Consider the following 16,111-nt stretch of genomic DNA (forward strand, 5'->3'; position numbering starts at 1 on the left):
GAGGCGGCAGGACACTGCGGGGTTCCGGAGCGAGAGATCGCGTAGCCCCGGCACGTGCCCGCCACGGCTCAGGCGCGGCCGACGGCGACGAACGCCGCGAGCGCGAGGAGGGCCGCGTCCGCCGCGATGTACTTGGCCTCCCCTTCATGGCGGCGGCGGACGTTGATGGCACCGACCATCAGCAGGGCGAAGCCGACGGCGGTCACTGGCACGAGGGGCCGGCGCGATGTCGGGCGCGCGGGCAGGGGCAGACCGAACGCGGCCAGCAGATCGAGGGCCCCGGTGGCCTTGACGAGGCCGACTTCGGCGTCCTTGGTCCAGGCTCCTCCAGGCACGCTGACCAGCTTCTCCTTGGGCACGAGGGACTTGTTGACGCCGCCGGCCAAGGCGACGGAGGCAACAATGGAGCGCCTCATGAATCTCGCACTGTGGATCACCACAGGAGTGGTCCCTTGGAGTTCCTGCTCGCTGCAGCTCCTCGAGTCTCGGACCCAGAATTGTGGAGCAAGCGTTCTGTAACTGCCTGGGACATTTGAAGCGCCGGGCGCCCCGATCGGGGCGCCCGGTCGGCGCTTACATGCCTCCCCTGGCGAGAGCAGCAGGGGCAAGGGCCCGTCGTGTCAGTCCTGCCAGGTGCGGTGTGCGAACCCGCGGTCCACCGGGGTGTGGAAGAGGTGGTTGGAGTAGTTGCTGATCGTCTTGATGGAGACGGCGAGCAGAACTCGCAGGATGTCCTGTTCGGAGTAGCCCGCCGCGAGGAAGGCGTCCACCTGGGCCGCCGTCGGCAGGCCGCGGGACTCGACGAACGCCGCAGTGAAGGTGACGAGCGCATTCAGACGCTCATCGGGCACCGGGCGGCCGTCACGGATGGCGTCGGTGATCTCGGCGGGGACCTTGGTCATGTCGGCGACCGCACTGTGGGCTGCGACGCAGTAGGTGCAGCCGTTGGTGCGGCTGATGGTCAGCAGGATCGCCTCCTGCTCGGCGGGGGACAGCGCGGAATCGGAGCGGAAGACCTGGTAGCCGTCCATGTAGGCCTGCAGCAGGCCGGGCAGGTTGGCCATCCGGGCGTACATGTTGGGGATCATGCCGTTGCGGGCCTTGGCGTCCGCGAGCACGCCCGCGACCGCCGGGTCCGGGTCGTCGACGGTGCGGGCGGGCAGGGACAGGGGGCGTTCAGCCTGGGCCATGGTGCGGCTCCTTCGAGAGGTATTTATGGAGTGTTCGTTCCGGAAATATTATGGAGCATACACTCCAGATATGCAAACGGCGGGACCCGGAAGGCGTCGCTGCAGGTCAAGTTATGTATCGGTACTCGTTGATGACGCTGCCCAGGATGCGGGTGCGTGGGAGCCGATGGGCTTCGGTGGCGTGCGTGATGGTGGCTGCTGGCCGGTCCCGGGTGGTAGTTGATTGCGGGATCGGTGGGGGCGGCCCCCCTGCGGTCATGCCTTGAACACCCGCCCGGACATGGCCAGCATGGCGCGCCGGGGCAGCAGGCGTGGGGCCAGCGCCATCGCCTTGTTGGTGAGGCCGGGCACGACGCTCGGCGGCACGTTGCCCCGCTCCAGTGCCTGGCGGGTCGCGGCCGCTATCTCGGCCGGTGTGGCCACCCGGCCCATCCCGAGCTCCTCCTGGCCGACCACGTCGTTGAACTCGGTGCCGGTCGCTCCGGGGGACACGGCCAGCACGCGCAGCGAGGATGCCCGGGTCTCGTAGGCCAGGGCCTCGGTCAGGCTCAGCACGAACGCCTTGGTGGCGCCGTAGACGGCCATGTTGGGGGCGGGCTGGTAGGCGGCCAGGCTGGCCACGTTGACCAGTGCGCCGCGCCCGTCGGCGACCAGCTGCGGCAGGAAGGCCCGGCTGACCTCGGTGACCGCGACGACGTTCAGCTGGATCATGCGGGCGATCTCGTCGGGATCCTGCTTCGCGAACGGCCCGAAGCCGCCGAAGCCCGCGTTGTTGATCACGGTCTGGACGGCGATGCCCCGGGCTTCGACCTCCGCGCGAAGGGCCTCTCCCGCCCCGGGGCGGGACAGGTCGGCGGCGATCGGGGTCGCCGTGACGCCGTGCGCCGCCTCCAGATCGGCCGCCAGCTGCTCAAGCCGGTCCAGGCGCCGGGCGACGAGGACGACGTCGGCGCCCCGCTGGGCCCACTGACGGGCGAACTCCGTGCCGATGCCGGAGCTCGCGCCGGTGATCAGGGCGACGGTCCCCTGGTAGGACATGGTGGACATGGTGGTGCTCCGCTTCTTGGGAAGACTGCATTGACTCCAATGTAGGCACGTGACATCATTGTAGTCAACCGACAACACCGAGGATGTGTGACGTGGCCGAGGGCCCTTACCACCACGGCAACCTGAGGGCGGCCCTGCTCGAACGCGCCGAGGCCGTGCTGACCGAGTCCGGACCCGCCGCGCTCTCGCTGCGCGGCCTGGCCCGCGACATCGGCGTCAGCCACGCCGCCCCGACCCGCCACTTCCAGGACCGGCAGGCGATCCTCGACGCCCTGGCGGCCACCGGGTTCACCGACCTCAACCAGCGGGCCCAGGACGCAGCGGACACGCCGGGCACCGTCGAGCAGCGGCTGCGCGGCCTCAGCCGCGCCTACATCGGCTTCGCCAGAGAACGCACCGCACTCCTGGAGCTGATGTTCTCCGCGAAACGTGAACTGCAGCACGCCCGCGACCAAGCCGGACAAGACCTGTTCCGCCTCGGACACCAGAGCCTGGACCTCGCCGCCCGCCTGCTCGCCGAAGGCCAGCGGGCCGGAACGGTGCGCGAGGGAGACCCCGCACGGCTGGCCCAGGTCGTGTTCTCCGCCGTCCACGGCCTGGCCGCGCTCGCCGTCGGCGGCCTGCTCGACGACACCCCGGTGGACGAGGCCTGCGACCTGGCCCTGGACGTCCTGCTGGCCGGCCTCGCCCCCCAGAGCTGACACCCCACGCAGGACGAAGCCGCCGTCCCCCTTCAACGTCCGTTTGCGGCTGATCGCATGTTGTGAGCGGGTGCCAGGTTCTAGAGCCTGACTTTGGGAGGGCACTGGATGCCAGAGCCCACACCGGTCCGCCAGCGCCCGCTCACCTCGGATCGTCAGCCGTTGTGATCGGTGGACGCCGGGCTGATGAGCCTGGCTTGCGGACGAAACGAACCGACCACCATTGCCGGCCTTCCGCCCGGCGGCGGTGGTCGCCCCACTCTCGGCGGCTTTGCTCGCCGGCCGTTTCATTTCGCGGACCGTCACGATGACCGGCTGATCCGGCGCGGCCGCACGGACGTCACGGCACAGCGCCAGCGCCGCAAACTCCGGCCGCACCTTGACCCGGGCGGAGATCTTCCCGGTGAAGACCCGGCCGCGTGCAACGCCACCACTGCGGTCAACTGCGGTTCCCGTACTTCGCACAGGTCGGGGACGTAGTTGTGGAGAGCGCCCGCCGAGACGACCGCAACTCGGCGATGCCGCTGATCGAGTTGTCCGGATTGAGCAGCAGTTCCTCTTCGGCGACGGTGGATCCGTCCGACCCGGCCGCAGCAGGGGCCACGTCCTTGCGGATGCCAGCGATGACCTTGGTCACCACAGAGCCTCCTCGGAGGCTGTGACACATAATCCACCCGAGCCGTCGACCGTGCCGAGGCGGTGAGCTGGACGGGCTCGGGCCGAGCATGGCTCGCCGAGGGACTGGGTGGCACCTAATGCGGATTAGGTGTCACACGCGGAGAGGAGGAGGGGCCGTCCCACGCGTGTTCAGTATCGGCGGGTCGCATCCGCCAGTGCGGGTGTTGGCCCAATGCTTCACGGGGGCGGGGCGGGGCGGGGTGGCCAACAGCCGTCCTCGCGCCAGGGAGGAATGCCCACATGGTGCGCGGGTCGACGATGCCGGTCTCGATGGTGCCCGTCTCGGTGTTGCTCGGCTAGATGAACTGGGCGTCCTTGCATCCGGCGTTGACGAACGCGGTGCGCATGCGAGTCTGCAGGGTTTTGAGGTCCTTGGAATCCGTCACCTTGTTGGGGAAGTTGAACTTGAACTCGCGGGTGGTGCCGCTGATCGTCGGGGACATCGACACATAGATCCGGTCGGGCACGACCGTGGTGTTGTCGGGATACTGGACCCGGATCAGGTAGTCGGTGACTTTGTCGCCGTTCTTCTTGTTCTTCAGGCAGGGGCGGGTGCCGTTTTCGACGCGCTTCATCAGTCCCTGGTTGACCTGGGTGCCCTGCATGGGGACCAGGTTGTAGCGCATGCTGGCGCCCCAGAACGTCGATGCGATCAGGTGGCCGCCCTGCCAACCCGCCCCGCCCCATCCGCCGACCGTGGTCTCACATGTCTTGTCGCGCGGGGAAGTCTTCTCCACCACGTTCTTGGACAGCGCCGTCTCAGGACGCCCGTATCTATCGGTCGTGAACTTCCGCGCGTTGGCGGTGTAGGTGTGGCTCGGGGTGATGTTCTTCTCGCATTCGCGTCATCCGGCTTCCGCTGCAGAGCCTGTTCGGAGGACGCCGACGCCGCGGGCCCGGCGGACAAACCAGCCGCCAGCGCGATCGTGCCGACAACCGTCGGCGTCCGCCAGTACCTGCTCCGCCGGTCGACCGTCTTCGATCCGCGTGTCGGGGTGTGCGGTCGAGGTGGAGCAGGAACGTGGCCGGTACGCCAGTGACACCTGATACCGATGAGGCCACTCCCAGTGGTTCCGGCCGGACGGAGGTGTCGCCGGGCGAGCGTCGGCTTTTCGGTGGTTGCCGCGTGCGGGTGAGGTCAGGGTGGCGGGTGCCGCGAGGGGAGGTTGGGCGGGACGGTGGGATGGCAGGTTCCGGGGCGGCGCCCGACTCGCCGGCGCGGCTACTTCATCGGACCGTGCGGCAGGACGTGCGTGACCGCGCCGGCCGCCATCCCACCCGATGCGACGACCCGCAGCTCGTCTGGGGCTTATGAAACGGCTCTTACCGGCACCCGCAGTTGTGGCGGTGGGGCTTGCAGAACCTGGCTTCTGTGCGGGCAGGAAGGGAAACCCCTCCTGCCGCCGATTGTGCGCGGTGAACAGAGGCGGTGAGCCTGTGGGGGAGCGAGCTCTATAGAAATGAAACCACCATGCGCATCTCCCGGATCGCGTCCTTGGTCGTTGCCGCGTTCATCCCCGTGTTCGTTGGTGCGCTGCTCGGCGCACCTGCCGCCTCGGCAGCACTCCAGGCGGCGGTCGGCGCGAGGCCGGCTGTCACGCCGGAGCAGTGCCTCAAGGGCGGCGGCGAGATCATCTTTGGTCTCGAGGAGGCGGCCTCTTGCCGAGGCGGCACCTACGACGGCCAGGCCGTTTTCTACTAGTCCAGCCGAGCAAAGGGCAACACAGGTTCTGGCAGCGCCGCAGAGGGCGTTGCCGGAGCCCTTCGAGGCCCGGCCGTCGTGGCGCGGCTGGTCCCACAGACCCGAGACCGCGGTTGAGCCAGGGGGCAACCGCAGGTTGCCCCCTGGCTCAACCGCCTCCCGCTCAGCCCGTCACTCTCTGCCCGTTGTAGGTACCGCCGACGCAGTAGGCGAAATACGGCGTGGGCAGGACCGTGCCGCCGCCGTCGCGGCACTGTTGGGCTGTGACATCGCCCGGCGCGGTCACTGATCCCCCGGCCGAAGCCGGAGGTGCGCTCAGCAGTCCGCCAGTGAGTGCGGCCGCAGCCAGCGGAACGATCAGCGTGACCCGCATGGTGCTCTCCCTTCCCTCAGACCCACCAGCGATGATTACCATCAGCAGTCGCCGTGCACAGTCCGTCGCGCGATGTGCTCCCTCCGCCTCCCCGGCACCATCTCCTAACCAGCTCACGTCCCAGTGAGCCACCGCCCCTCCGAACCTCCCCCGTCCCGGAACAGGCGGCCGCCCCTGTGCGTGGTTGCGGCTGGCGGTGGCGGCCGCCCACACCGGCCCTCGATGGAGCTGCCCATACACGTCCGCACACGTGCATGGACGTGTACGGGCATGGTGGACGCCACCCACGCGTGTCTCAGAAATGATCGTTTCTGTGACCGTGTCGCCGCCGTCGCGTATCCCGGTGTTCCCGCAGGACGGCACCGTCTCAGAACTCGTGTCCGGCTGGCGGCGGTGTTGGAGGGTGAACTGCGGTACCGACAGGCCCGATGCCGCCGGGGTCGCGCGGCTTGTCGCCCGGCTCCACTCGATGCGGGCACGCGGATACGCCCTGGAGGGAGACATCCACCGCTGTACTGCGGAGATCGAACAGGCGGAAAGCGTCCTTGTGGACGCTGGGGAAGCCTCCCGCGGAGTGGATCGCCGACTTCGACCGGGCGTCTCTGGCAGGTGAGGCCGCGTTGTGCTTCCTGCAACTGGCCCGACGGAAAGAAGTGGAACGGCACGCCAGGCTGAAGGAAGCAGAGCGGTACGCCCGAGGTGTCCTCCGCCTCAGGTTCGGCGACAGGGGCCGGAGCCGATCCTTTGGGCAGCTCAACCCTTGCTCACGTCCTGGTCGCCGCGGGGCGTGTCGATGAAGCGGCCGTGCTGGGCGAGCAGGTCTGCGCCGGGATGGCGTCGTTGAGTTCGGCACGGGTGACCAACCGGGTCACCCACCTTGCGAACTCGCTGCGCCCTTTCCATGCGGCCCCTGAGGTAGCAAGCTTCTTCAGCAGACTCACCCAGATCCCCGGTGTACAGGAAGGCCAGGACCCTGCGTGGCCGTCACCGACGACGAAGCCCGATTCGCCTACCTAGCCGAGGGCAACGCCCGGCAGGCCCGCAAACGCGTCGCCGCCGACGTCCTGGTCCGCGACGAAGCGGGCCGGATTCTGCTGGTCAACCCCACCTACTAGGAGCATTGGGACCTTCCCGGCGGCATGGCCGAAAGCAACGAACCACCACGCACGGCCGCGCGCCGCGAGATCGCCGAAGAACTCGGCATCGACCTCGAACCCGGCGCCCTGCTCGTCCTCGACTGGGTGGGCCCCCACGGTCCGTGGGACGATCAGCTCGTCTTTGTTTTCGACGGCGGGATCCTCACCGGCGCCGAACTCGCCGCTCTGCGCATCGTCGATGGCGAAATCAGCGAGTTCGCGATGCTGGCACCTCAAGAGGCTCACCGGCGCCTCCGCCCCGACATGGCCCAACGACTCCAACGTGCACTCCGGGCTCTCCGCACCCACACGGCCGACTACGGCGAACACCCCGCCCAGCCCGCGACCGCTCCCAAGCACACGCCGGAGACATTGTGACGCGCGGGATCGGGCTCTACCTCACCGTCCTGGCCGGAGTCCTCGCCGTGGCGGTGTGGCTGCTGTCCGATCCGACCGGGACCGCGCAGGTGGTCGTGATGGGCACCCTGCTCGCCGGGCTCAGGGCGATCGTGGTGTGGAGCCTGACCGCCGGACGGAACGTGGTGACTATCCAGCAGGCCTACGAGCGGGCCCGCGTCCGCCAACGCGAGGCCGAGCAGCTCGACGCGCAGGTGTTCGGCCCCCCGTGCACCCACTGCCACAGCCAGGGCTGGCGACTGGAGCAAGTTCGTCTACGAGCACGACGACGGCAGCGTCGGCGTCCAGTCGGCACCCGTGCCCGCACTGCGACGGCCACGGGCGTCGCGAGGCCCCAAGCACCTGACCCGCGCCGTCCCCGGGCCACACTGGCCGCTACCCGGCGTGTCCAGTCCGTCCGTGGTCGCCGGGACTCGCCGAGGTCCTGCCCGTGCCCGCCCGCTCCGGGGGACGCAGCCAGGATCGGGGCGCATGACACCCCCCGATCCGGCCGACGTCCGACGGCTCCACGACCAAGCCCGCGAGTCCCACGGCGCCTGGGAGCGCGCCGTGGACGACTACCTCGCCGCCCCCCCCGCCCGGACGCCGCCGAGGGGTAGGGACCTGCGTCGCTGATCTCCTGGATCCCCGCCTATAAATGGGGCGATCGCACCTTCCCGAACACCGGTCCATCACAACCGACTGACCGTGGGGTCCGCACACGTCCTTACACGCCCATACACGTGTGTGGGCAGGTATGGAGCCGCGATGAGACCGGTATGGTCGGCCGCCGTTTGCCAAGCGCAACCACGCGCACACGGTGGGCGGCTGTCTGTTCCGGAACAGGGAGGTTCGGCGGGGCAGGCCCCTCCGGGCCCGCTAGGCGCCCACTGGCGCACCGAAGGGGCACAACGAGGCTTGCACCTACGCGCCCGCGCGCGTCGGGCTCCGGGCACAACTGGCGACACCCCCTCCCGCGCACGCGCGTGGCTTCATGAAGCAACTGACGAATCCCTGCCGGGAGGGGCCGGGGCAGCGGGAGGTTCCAGACGGCAGGTGGGCTACCAGAGCGTCCCGGGTCGTGTGGTGCTCAGAGGTGGTTCATCACGTGTCCGACAGGATCACGCTCGCAAGATTGGTCAGGGGCTTCTGTGGTGGCTCCTGAAGTATCTTCCGGTGTTTTGCCTGGCGGGCGCCTTGTGGATCGGCGGACTGGGGAGGACTCCCGATGCAAACCGTACTGCTGGGCGCTCCGCCCCCGGGGCGTTCCGGACGCGAGGAGAGACACGCACATGTACGAGACGACCGAAGAGTTCGTGCTGGACGTCGAGACGCTGGAAGTGGGCGAGGACGCCGAGTACGGCAGCTTCACGACGGGGCACGGGGTCCATGAACTGGCGTCATCCGGCGAATTTTCTGGAACCAGCTACATGGTGTGAGGCCTGAGGCGGTGGAAGACTCGCTGCCTGGGTAGGGGGCCCGCCCGTCCGTCGCGGACAGGTGGGCCCCCGCGGCATGGTGGACGGTGTGGCGGGCGGGAGCAGGCTGGTGCGGAAGGACCGCATCGGCGGGGCATGTCGGGTCAGCGCTGATGTGTGTTCGGGTCCCGGCGGAGCGTGATGTCCTGGCGGGTTCATCCGGACGGCGCGGTGCGGGTGCTGGCCTGCCCGTCCTGGAGCGGGCTGCGGTACTTCTCCGGTGGTACCGCGGCGTGCCCCTGTCCGCGGGGGCGGTTTGGGTGGGGTTTGGCGGTGTGGCGTGTGGTGATGCGGCGGAGGAGGCGTGGGGCGTCGGCGGGGTAGGGCTGGCGGGTGTGGAGCAGGGTGCGGTTGTCGGCGATGGCGATGTCGCCGGGTTGCCAGTGGTGGGTGTACAGGTGGCGCGGGTCGTGGATGGCTTCGTGCAGGTCCGCTGTGATGGTCTCGGCGTGGTGGCCGTCGGGCAGGGTGACGCGGGGCGGGTTGATGATGGTGACGCCGGCTGGGACGGGTTCGCTGTAGCGGATCGTGTGATGTCCGTGGTGCGGGTGCCGGGTGATCAGCGGCAGGTCCCGGGTGACGGTATGGCCTGCGATGGGGCGTTCGTAGTGCACGATGAGGTCGCCCCACAGGGCACGGGTTTCGGGGGCGGCGTCGGCGAGGACCAGGGTGGTGTCGCAGAACAGGGTGGCTCCGCCCAGGGCGGGGTCGACGGCCTGGACGCAGTGGAAGATCTGCAGGTCGGGGGTGTGGTCGTCGGAGTAGATGCCGTCGAAGTGCATGGGCATGAATCCGGACTCGAACAGGTGGTCCTCGGGTTCTGGGTGTGCTTGGACGTCGAAGGCGGGCCGGTCGGACCACAGGATGGGTTCGCCGAGTCCGCATCCGAACGCCTCGAATTCCTCCACGCTGAGTGAAGCGGGCAGGCCGCGCAGGATGAGTAGGTGTTCGACGGCGATCAGGTCGAGGACCGCCCGGGGCTCCAGGTCGGCGAGGACGGCTGTGGGGCCTGCGAGAAACCGTACTCCGAACGGGCTCTGGCGTTCGGTCCCCCAGCCGGCGGGGGTGGAGGCTTGGGCGTTCACCGCTGACTGCCTTCCAGCGGGTGCGGGTGGGCGAGGAAGTCGCGGAAGCGGGCGGCGATGTCGACGTCGAAGGCGTCCTCGACGGTGGCGGCGGCCAGGTGGCAGAGCAGGCCGCGTTCGATGGGCCGGATACGCAGGCGGGTCAGCAGTCCGTAGGTGTAGTTGAGCAGCAGGCGGTAGCGCTGGTAGTCGACGGTTTCGCGGAACTGCCGCATGTGCCGTTCGGCGGCGAGCTCGCTGATCAGGGGGACCGGGCGGAGCGGGGCGGTGGAACGCGGGAGGTCGCCGTCGGTGATGGGCAGGCGGCCGGATGGGAGTAGCTCGGTGACGCGGTTCTTGTAGCGGCGGAGCAGTTCGGCCCAGTCCCGGATCAGCGGATTCGGCGTGCCGGTGCCGTCGACGGCGTCCAGGAGGGTGCGGAGCCGACCGGCCAGCGCGTCCTTGTTCGCCGCGTAGCGGACGGCGTATTCGTTGGTGCGGGCGGTGGGGTCGGGGCTGTTGGAGATGAAGGCCCGGGAGTGGGAGTAGTAGGAGGCGGCGCTGCGCTGGATCGGCGGGAAGACGATGTGACTGGTGGTCCACATCAACTCCAGGGCGATGGTGAAGCGGTCGGCTTGCCGGTCGCGGCATTGATCTTGGATCCGCCAGACCAGGTCGGTGGCGTCGGCGTGGAAGTCGGCGTGCAGGCTGCTGCTTTCGATGGTGCCGAAGATGTGCAGGCGGGGGTCGTAGGGCTGGAAGGTGATGGTGTTGTCGTCGATGTAAGGGGTGAGCGGCCCGTCCTCGAGCTCCAGTTGGGCCAGGCGGGCGTGCTCGCGGGGTGCGCGGGGGCCCAGGGCCGCGGTGGAGGGGTGTTCGGCCAGGTAGGCGCCGATGCGGGCGGCGATCTCCGGTTTGACATGGCGGGTCCAGGCGTCGGGGTGGCAGCGGACGTTGACGCGCAGGTGCGGGCCCTGGCGCCAGTGCGGAACGACGTAGGCCGCGTCGATGTGCCCGGCCAGGGCGCGCAGGGCGGGTCGGACGGCGTCCAGGGACAGGTGGTCGTGGCTGGTGTCGTAGTAGTAGATCTGGGTGCTGTGCCAGGTTGCGGTCATCAGGCTCCTCCTTCATCGGCGTGTTCTTGGTGTGGTGGTGGAGTCGCGGGTGGTCGGGTGGTCAGGTCGGCAAGGGCGGCTCTGGCCAGGGCGGCGATGCGGTGCTCCTGGCCGGGGCTGATGCCGAGCCGGTTGGCGGCCAGGTGGGCGAGCCGGGTGTAGACGATCGGCAGCGGGCCGGTCGCGGCCGGGTGCTGGCGGGCGTACTCGGGCAGGCTTGGCCGGTACAGGGCGGGGTTGATCAGGGTGGCGTGCAGGGCGCGGAGCGAGGCGGTCCAGGTGGCCAGGACGCCGCCGCCGGGTGCGGGCCCGGTGGGAGCGTGGGTCAGCTGCCAGCAACGCTCGGCCTGGCGTCGCAGCGCAGGTCGGGCCCGGTAGTCACTGTCGGCTGCCGACGCGTATCCATCGAGGTTGTCCGGCTCTGGGACGGCCGTGCAGGCGGCGGCGACATGCAGGGCGAAGGCCAGGCCGGCGCGGGCGGCGGCCGGGGTTGCGGCGGCCACGGCCCCGAGCATCAGGTGGCTGCAGCGGCAGAAGTGCTTCTCGATGGCGGCCAGCGCGGGGCCGTGGCCGTACCAGTCGTGCTCGGGCCGGTACGGCACGAACTCCACCTGACCGCGTGTCCGCAGGTCCCGGTCATAGTCGTCGGCGCGGTGTTCGGCTGCGGCGAGTCGGGCCGCCGCGGCGGCATACTCCCGCACGCGTGGTGCGTCGGGCCGTCCGGCGTCCAGGGCGGGCCGCAAACCCAGCAGACGGGCACGCAGAGCGAGCTCGTGTTCGGGTGCGGCCGGTTGCAGACGCAGCCGCAGGTGGGGGCCGCCCTCCCAGTAGCGCAGGTAGAACGCCCGCCGGACGGTGCCTTGGTCATGCAGCTCGCCCAGCAGGGGCGCGACCGCGTCGGTCAGGACGGTGTCCAGGTCCGTCCAGCAGAACAGGTGAGCGCTGATCCAGCGGCTGGAAGGGTCAGCCATAGGCCACCTCGGGCCCGTTGACCTCGATGACCAGCTCGGTGGTGCGGTGGTCGCGGTCACCGGCCGAGATCGGGGTGTGGGCGGGGTCGGGGAGCGCCTCATGGACGACCACCCGCGCGTCCGGCGCGCTCAACTCCCGTTCGACGCCGCCGAGCAGCAGTGGGCTGGCAAGGTCCAGATACAGCGGCTTGTGTTCCGAACGGCCATGCCCCGCCCGCTTGTTCTGGCCGGTCAGGGCGCGGATGAAGCACCGCTCAGGGATCGCGTGGGCGGCGAAGAAGTCGGCCCAGCGCAACATCAGGTGCGCATCGGACTCGCCGGTACCGCGGCACGGCAGGTCGCGAGCGCGCATCCACCATGCCGCGCGCGACAGGACCAGGCGTCCGATCTCAGCCCGGGGTGTGTGCCGCACTCCCTGATGCGCCCACGGATCATCGTCCTCACCGAGCAGCCAGGTCGGCCGATACGGCGCGGTGAAGTCGCCGAACAACCGGACGAGGAGACGCAGCGCGGGCGGCAGGAAGCCGTCGGCGACGCCGCCCAGATGCACCGGCCGCACCTGCCGGTCATGACGCGGGGACGACAAAGTGAGCAGACCGCCACCGCGCCAGGCGACGACCAGGTCCGACAACGGGATCACCTGCTCGGCCGGGCGACGTGAGCGCGTATAGGGGTAGTCGATCGCGAACGCGGCAGCCGGGCGGCGGCGATTGAGGCCGCTGCCGAACAACCCATCGACCTCGGCCACCAGCACGTCGCCCAGGTACCGGCCTCCGCCGTCCCCTCCACCGTTGGCCGCGTCGGCGAGCGCCTGGGCCCGGCTGCGGGCACGGCCATATCCGGTGGCCATCCCGTTCAGCACCACGCCGGTAGGGGTCAGCTGAACGAAACAGGACAGCGACGCGGGCATCTGCACCCACGACGGCCAAGCCCGCGTCATCGCCTGCCACTGATCGAACCAGGTGCCGCCGCAACCGCCCGGATCGCCGAGACGCGATGGCCCGGTAGCGGGCCGTGCGTACAGCAGGTCGCGGGCGCGTTGGCGCAGCGATCCCAGCAAACGCAGATCGGACGTCGCGCCGCTGGCGCGTGCCGAGGCGAGTTCCGAGCGAAGGCTCCCGTCCGGTTCCAGCACTCCGGCACCACACAGCCTGCGGTAGAAGCTCAGGTAGGGCAGGCTGCCGCTGGGCCCGAGCGCTCCGATCGCCCAGGCCGAAGCGGTCAGCCGCAGCGGCAGGCTCGCCTCGGCTAGGCCCGCCCACGGCCTCAGTGCGTCGAGGTCGGCCAAGATCGGCCGCCAATCGTCCTCGTCACCCACCAGAAGGGGCTCTGCCAGAACCGCGTCGTGCCGTATCAGCTCACCACCAGGCCGGGCCGACGGCTCGTCACCAGGGCCCAGCACTCGGCGAACGCGGTCAGCGGTCCGCCTGGCCTCTGCGCAGCCGGACGCGTGGCGCAGCCGTTCGTCCAGGTCAGCAGCGGCCTCGCGTAGCTGCACGGGCACCTGCGGCCAGTTCCGAATCGCACCCCACGGATCGGCGTCCTGGTCAGCGAACGGCAGCCGCTGCTCCATCAACCCCAACTCGACGAGCGCGGCGACGAAACGGCGCAACTCGGCATGCGACGGCCCGTTCTCGGACGCGCCGAGCAACTCGCACACATCCTCGGCGGACGGCTCCGCATGAGACCGGACCGCCTCCAGGCAGGCGCGCACCATCGGTGTCAGCCGGAGCTCGTGTACCGGCTCCCCGGCAGCCGCGCCCAAGAACACCACCGCCTCCGACGCGAACACCGCGCTGGAGTTGAGCCGCAGCGGCAGCCGGGATCCCGTTTCGTCCTGTCCCGCCAACGTCCATGCGCACCGCTGAGTGAACCCCGCGTCCGCCTGGACGATCGCGGCTGTCGCCGGTGACCGCGGCGCCGCCTCCCCGAAGCGGCCCAGGCCCCAGGCGGTGAACCCGGCGAACGGACTCGTCTTGGACGCCACCCGAGACAAGTACCGGGCCAGCCGAAGCACCACCTTGCGCTCGGGCCTCACCCCGGGGACCGCGGCCAGCCACTTCTCCAACTCACCCGCCAGCACCGGACTGGCATGCCACAGTCCGTGCCGCACCGCATCCTCGGCCATCCAGCCACGCACCGCCGCCACACAGCCACCGACCTCAGCCGCAAGCACAGCGGGCAACCGCTCCACCTCACCGGCAAGCCATGCACGCTCGCCCTGCCAGGCCAGCAGGTCACCCGCAAGCCCCGACGGCAGAGCCGCGCCCAATCCAGCCGGATTGATCCGCCCGCTCAACGGCCGCCCGCCGAACACCGCCCGACGCAACGCCACCAGCAACCCACGCAGCTCACCCGGCCCAATCCCACCGATATGCAGCTCCAGCACGTCAACCAGCCGCTGTGACTCACGTCGCCACGCGTACCGTCGCTCACGCAACCGCCCGATCCGCTGCCAGGTCCGCTCGGCCCGCAACTCCACCAGCGCCCGCACCGGCAGACCAGCGACCCGCACCGCGACGTCCGGATGAACCCACCAGGACCCATGACTCTCCGCCGGTCCCCGAGCACAACCTGCCCCGACCCGGCCGCGATCCCCCAGCGCTGCTCCCTCAGATCCGCCCCCGCGCGGCGGGGAACCCTCACCGTCCCCGGCAGACGGCCGGGTCCTTCCGATCATGTCCGCAGGCTCACACTCGTCCCACAACCCGACCCTCACACCATGTAGCTGGCGTAGCCGTTGTACTTCGACGCTGCCAGTTCGTGGACTCCGTGCCCCGTCGTGAGGTCGCCGTAGTCAGCGTCTTCACCCAACTCCAGCGTCTCGACGTCCAGCGCGAGCTCTTCGGTCGTCTCGTACATGTCTGCCTCCTGCCGCGTCCGGGCGCCCCGGGGGCGGAGCGACCAGCAGTGCGGTTCGCATCGCGAGTCTCCTGCCCACTCGCCCGATCCATACCGCACCCACCAGGCAAAACACAGGGAGATACTCCAGGGGCACTGCGGGCGAACCACGGCCGCGAGGTCGAGGGCGGATTGGCGGGCGAGGAGGTCGTGGAGACGCGCCAGGGACGCCAAGGTCGGGGTGAGGGGTTCGAGCGCGGTGGCCGCGATGCTGCTCGCCACTCGGGCGGTTGCGGATGACCCCGAGTACACGGCCTGACCGGTCGTGCGGCCCCGCCGACGGCGGGGCCGCACCCGTGGCAGGAAGTCGCGCTCGTCCGGGATGGATCGAGCTCGGCGTACTCGTGGGGCGCGGGCTGGCCGGCGAGACCGGCGAGCCAGTCGGCGCGGTCCTGATCGGCGACGTCGGGCGGGATGCGCCAGTGGGCGGGGCCCCGTGGTGTGCGTGTAGGTCGCGGGCGGCGGCGGTGACGATCGCCTCCAGGTCGTCGGGCCGAGGGCGTCGAGTTCGTCGATGGCTAGCCGCCGGTGGGGCCGCGCGTCGGAGCAGCCGCGGCCGTCCCTCTTCAGGAGCGTGTGGTGGGGCGGCGGACCATGGCACCCGCCAATACCAGAGCGCGCGACTGGGCCCGGGGCGCACTGGACTCGTCACCAAGAAGCCACAGCGCGACACCCCACCCCCGTCGATAGCATTGCGTGATGATTCGATCGCCGGGAGTTGTCATGTTTCTGCTTGCCCGCACACCACGTGCCCTGCCCCGGCCCGTGACGGCCGCGGCCGTGGCCACCTGCGCACTCCTGAGTACTGCCGCCGCCGCACACACCGCCCCACCCCCGCCGCCCATCTCCGCAGAGAAGAGCGACGCCACGATCACTATCAAGGGCTTCAAGCTCAACAACCCCAGCAACGGGACGTCCAAGAACGTCACCGTCACCGGAACCGTGTCGACCCTTCCCGCCGGCACCGTGGTCACCTCCGACGGCAAACCGATCGTCCGGCTGGAGAGCAACTGCGCCATCGAGGCCAGGGCCCTCGTCACGGACTTCGGCGAGCAGAAGAAAGCCGCCGGCTCCAGTGGGGAGCTGTCCTTCCCCTGCGGCGTCAAAGACCGCGCCTGGTCGGCCACCTTCAACTCCGAGAACTGGCCCTACAAGTGCAGCAACACCGTGCTGGTCCAGGTCGACGTCACACGCGACGCGGTCGGCCTCCCCGACAACCGCACCCTCCGCCGCCCTGACGGCAGTGACGAAAAACGCCTCAAGGCGACCTGCTGACAGTCACGAGCCGCTCGCGAACGCGGGATGCGCTTCCATCCCACCCGCGGCCCACTCGCGCGATTCAGCAACGGCGCAGGCGGG

At 69.9% G+C, this 16,111-nt stretch carries 17 protein-coding genes and 1 pseudogene; 7 read left to right on the forward strand and 11 right to left on the reverse strand.

The window, feature by feature from the left end; genetic code table 11:
* Positions 1-68: 68 nt before the first annotated feature.
* From P696_RS0118100 to P696_RS0118110, 3 genes are all read right to left on the reverse strand, one after another.
* The gene (locus tag P696_RS0118100; protein WP_157429775.1) at positions 69-416 is read right to left on the reverse strand and encodes a DoxX family protein; all 348 of its coding nucleotides are present in this window, start codon (positions 414-416) and stop codon (positions 69-71) included.
* 204 nt (positions 417-620) lie between these two features.
* Positions 621-1,190: a carboxymuconolactone decarboxylase family protein gene (locus tag P696_RS0118105; protein WP_026413425.1), complete on the reverse strand. Its 570-nt coding sequence runs from the start codon at positions 1,188-1,190 to the stop codon at positions 621-623.
* A 255-nt stretch (positions 1,191-1,445) separates the two neighbouring features.
* Positions 1,446-2,228 carry an SDR family NAD(P)-dependent oxidoreductase gene (locus P696_RS0118110; RefSeq protein ID WP_026413426.1) on the reverse strand — a complete coding sequence of 261 codons (783 nt, stop codon included), beginning with the start codon at positions 2,226-2,228 and terminating at the stop codon, positions 1,446-1,448.
* Positions 2,229-2,329: 101 nt separating this feature from the next.
* Between P696_RS0118110 and P696_RS0118115 the strand changes: the two genes are divergently transcribed.
* Positions 2,330-2,938: a TetR/AcrR family transcriptional regulator gene (locus P696_RS0118115; RefSeq protein WP_211245779.1), complete on the forward strand. Its 609-nt coding sequence runs from the start codon at positions 2,330-2,332 to the stop codon at positions 2,936-2,938.
* Positions 2,939-3,377: 439 nt separating this feature from the next.
* Here the strand turns inward: P696_RS0118115 and P696_RS0118120 are convergent, their stop codons facing one another.
* Both P696_RS0118120 and P696_RS52605 read right to left on the reverse strand, forming a co-directional pair.
* Positions 3,378-3,575 carry a hypothetical protein gene (locus tag P696_RS0118120; protein ID WP_157429777.1) on the reverse strand — a complete coding sequence of 66 codons (198 nt, stop codon included), beginning with the start codon at positions 3,573-3,575 and terminating at the stop codon, positions 3,378-3,380.
* A gap of 337 nt (positions 3,576-3,912) precedes the next feature.
* Positions 3,913-4,443 (reverse strand): DNA/RNA non-specific endonuclease, encoded by a 531-nt coding sequence (locus P696_RS52605; RefSeq protein WP_084337691.1) that lies wholly within the window; start codon positions 4,441-4,443, stop codon positions 3,913-3,915.
* 644 nt (positions 4,444-5,087) lie between these two features.
* On the opposite strand from P696_RS52605, the gene P696_RS0118130 reads away from it, so the two are divergent.
* Complete coding sequence (locus tag P696_RS0118130; protein ID WP_157429778.1) at positions 5,088-5,318, forward strand: hypothetical protein; 231 nt, start codon at positions 5,088-5,090, stop codon at positions 5,316-5,318.
* 163 nt (positions 5,319-5,481) lie between these two features.
* Here P696_RS0118130 and P696_RS56010 read toward each other — a convergent pair whose 3' ends face one another.
* The gene (locus P696_RS56010; protein WP_157429779.1) at positions 5,482-5,691 is read right to left on the reverse strand and encodes a hypothetical protein; all 210 of its coding nucleotides are present in this window, start codon (positions 5,689-5,691) and stop codon (positions 5,482-5,484) included.
* Between the two features lie 977 nt (positions 5,692-6,668).
* On the opposite strand from P696_RS56010, the gene P696_RS58185 reads away from it, so the two are divergent.
* From P696_RS58185 to P696_RS56020, 4 genes and pseudogenes are all read left to right on the forward strand, one after another.
* Positions 6,669-6,806, forward strand: coding sequence for a hypothetical protein (locus P696_RS58185; protein ID WP_245627708.1), 138 nt, complete (start codon positions 6,669-6,671; stop codon positions 6,804-6,806).
* 15 nt (positions 6,807-6,821) lie between these two features.
* Positions 6,822-7,205 (forward strand): annotated as a pseudogene (locus P696_RS54555) (NUDIX domain-containing protein); the annotation flags it as partial.
* Between the two features lie 510 nt (positions 7,206-7,715).
* Complete coding sequence (locus tag P696_RS56015; protein WP_157429780.1) at positions 7,716-7,859, forward strand: hypothetical protein; 144 nt, start codon at positions 7,716-7,718, stop codon at positions 7,857-7,859.
* Between the two features lie 656 nt (positions 7,860-8,515).
* A complete protein-coding gene (locus P696_RS56020; RefSeq protein ID WP_157429781.1) occupies positions 8,516-8,662 on the forward strand; it encodes a hypothetical protein in 147 nt (48 codons plus the stop codon).
* A gap of 194 nt (positions 8,663-8,856) precedes the next feature.
* Here the strand turns inward: P696_RS56020 and P696_RS52610 are convergent, their stop codons facing one another.
* The 5 genes from P696_RS52610 to P696_RS56025 form a co-directional block, all read right to left on the reverse strand.
* The gene (locus tag P696_RS52610) at positions 8,857-9,786 is read right to left on the reverse strand and encodes a TauD/TfdA family dioxygenase (protein WP_051467824.1); all 930 of its coding nucleotides are present in this window, start codon (positions 9,784-9,786) and stop codon (positions 8,857-8,859) included.
* On the reverse strand, positions 9,783-10,880 hold the full coding sequence (locus tag P696_RS0118150; protein ID WP_026413431.1) for a thiopeptide maturation pyridine synthase: 1,098 nt from the start codon (positions 10,878-10,880) through the stop codon (positions 9,783-9,785). The genes P696_RS52610 and P696_RS0118150 overlap by 4 nt, the downstream gene beginning before the upstream one ends.
* Positions 10,880-11,851 (reverse strand): lantibiotic dehydratase C-terminal domain-containing protein, encoded by a 972-nt coding sequence (locus P696_RS52615; protein ID WP_051467825.1) that lies wholly within the window; start codon positions 11,849-11,851, stop codon positions 10,880-10,882. Before P696_RS52615 ends, P696_RS0118150 begins: the two co-directional genes overlap by 1 nt.
* Positions 11,844-14,345 carry a lantibiotic dehydratase gene (locus P696_RS0118160; RefSeq protein ID WP_170026497.1) on the reverse strand — a complete coding sequence of 834 codons (2,502 nt, stop codon included), beginning with the start codon at positions 14,343-14,345 and terminating at the stop codon, positions 11,844-11,846. The genes P696_RS52615 and P696_RS0118160 overlap by 8 nt, the downstream gene beginning before the upstream one ends.
* Positions 14,346-14,566: 221 nt before the next feature.
* Complete coding sequence (locus P696_RS56025; protein ID WP_157429783.1) at positions 14,567-14,713, reverse strand: hypothetical protein; 147 nt, start codon at positions 14,711-14,713, stop codon at positions 14,567-14,569.
* A gap of 738 nt (positions 14,714-15,451) precedes the next feature.
* On the opposite strand from P696_RS56025, the gene P696_RS0118175 reads away from it, so the two are divergent.
* Positions 15,452-16,027, forward strand: coding sequence for a hypothetical protein (locus P696_RS0118175; RefSeq protein WP_157429784.1), 576 nt, complete (start codon positions 15,452-15,454; stop codon positions 16,025-16,027).
* Positions 16,028-16,111: the final 84 nt, after the last annotated feature.

It is taken from the genome of Actinomadura oligospora ATCC 43269 (assembly GCF_000518265.1).
Taxonomy (GTDB): Bacteria; Actinomycetota; Actinomycetes; order Streptosporangiales; family Streptosporangiaceae; genus Spirillospora; species Spirillospora oligospora.

Coding starts and splice junctions, on each gene's coding strand:
- P696_RS0118100 (WP_157429775.1), bottom strand. CDS start 416: ATGAGGCGCTCCATTGTTGCCTCCGTCGCCTTGGCCGGCGGCGTCAAC.
- P696_RS0118105 (WP_026413425.1), bottom strand. CDS start 1,190: ATGGCCCAGGCTGAACGCCCCCTGTCCCTGCCCGCCCGCACCGTCGAC.
- P696_RS0118110 (WP_026413426.1), bottom strand. CDS start 2,228: ATGTCCTACCAGGGGACCGTCGCCCTGATCACCGGCGCGAGCTCCGGC.
- P696_RS0118130 (WP_157429778.1), top strand. CDS start 5,088: ATGCGCATCTCCCGGATCGCGTCCTTGGTCGTTGCCGCGTTCATCCCC.
- P696_RS56010 (WP_157429779.1), bottom strand. CDS start 5,691: ATGCGGGTCACGCTGATCGTTCCGCTGGCTGCGGCCGCACTCACTGGC.
- P696_RS56015 (WP_157429780.1), top strand. CDS start 7,716: ATGACACCCCCCGATCCGGCCGACGTCCGACGGCTCCACGACCAAGCC.
- P696_RS56020 (WP_157429781.1), top strand. CDS start 8,516: ATGTACGAGACGACCGAAGAGTTCGTGCTGGACGTCGAGACGCTGGAA.
- P696_RS0118150 (WP_026413431.1), bottom strand. CDS start 10,880: ATGACCGCAACCTGGCACAGCACCCAGATCTACTACTACGACACCAGC.
- P696_RS52615 (WP_051467825.1), bottom strand. CDS start 11,851: ATGGCTGACCCTTCCAGCCGCTGGATCAGCGCTCACCTGTTCTGCTGG.
- P696_RS56025 (WP_157429783.1), bottom strand. CDS start 14,713: ATGTACGAGACGACCGAAGAGCTCGCGCTGGACGTCGAGACGCTGGAG.
- P696_RS0118175 (WP_157429784.1), top strand. CDS start 15,452: ATGATTCGATCGCCGGGAGTTGTCATGTTTCTGCTTGCCCGCACACCA.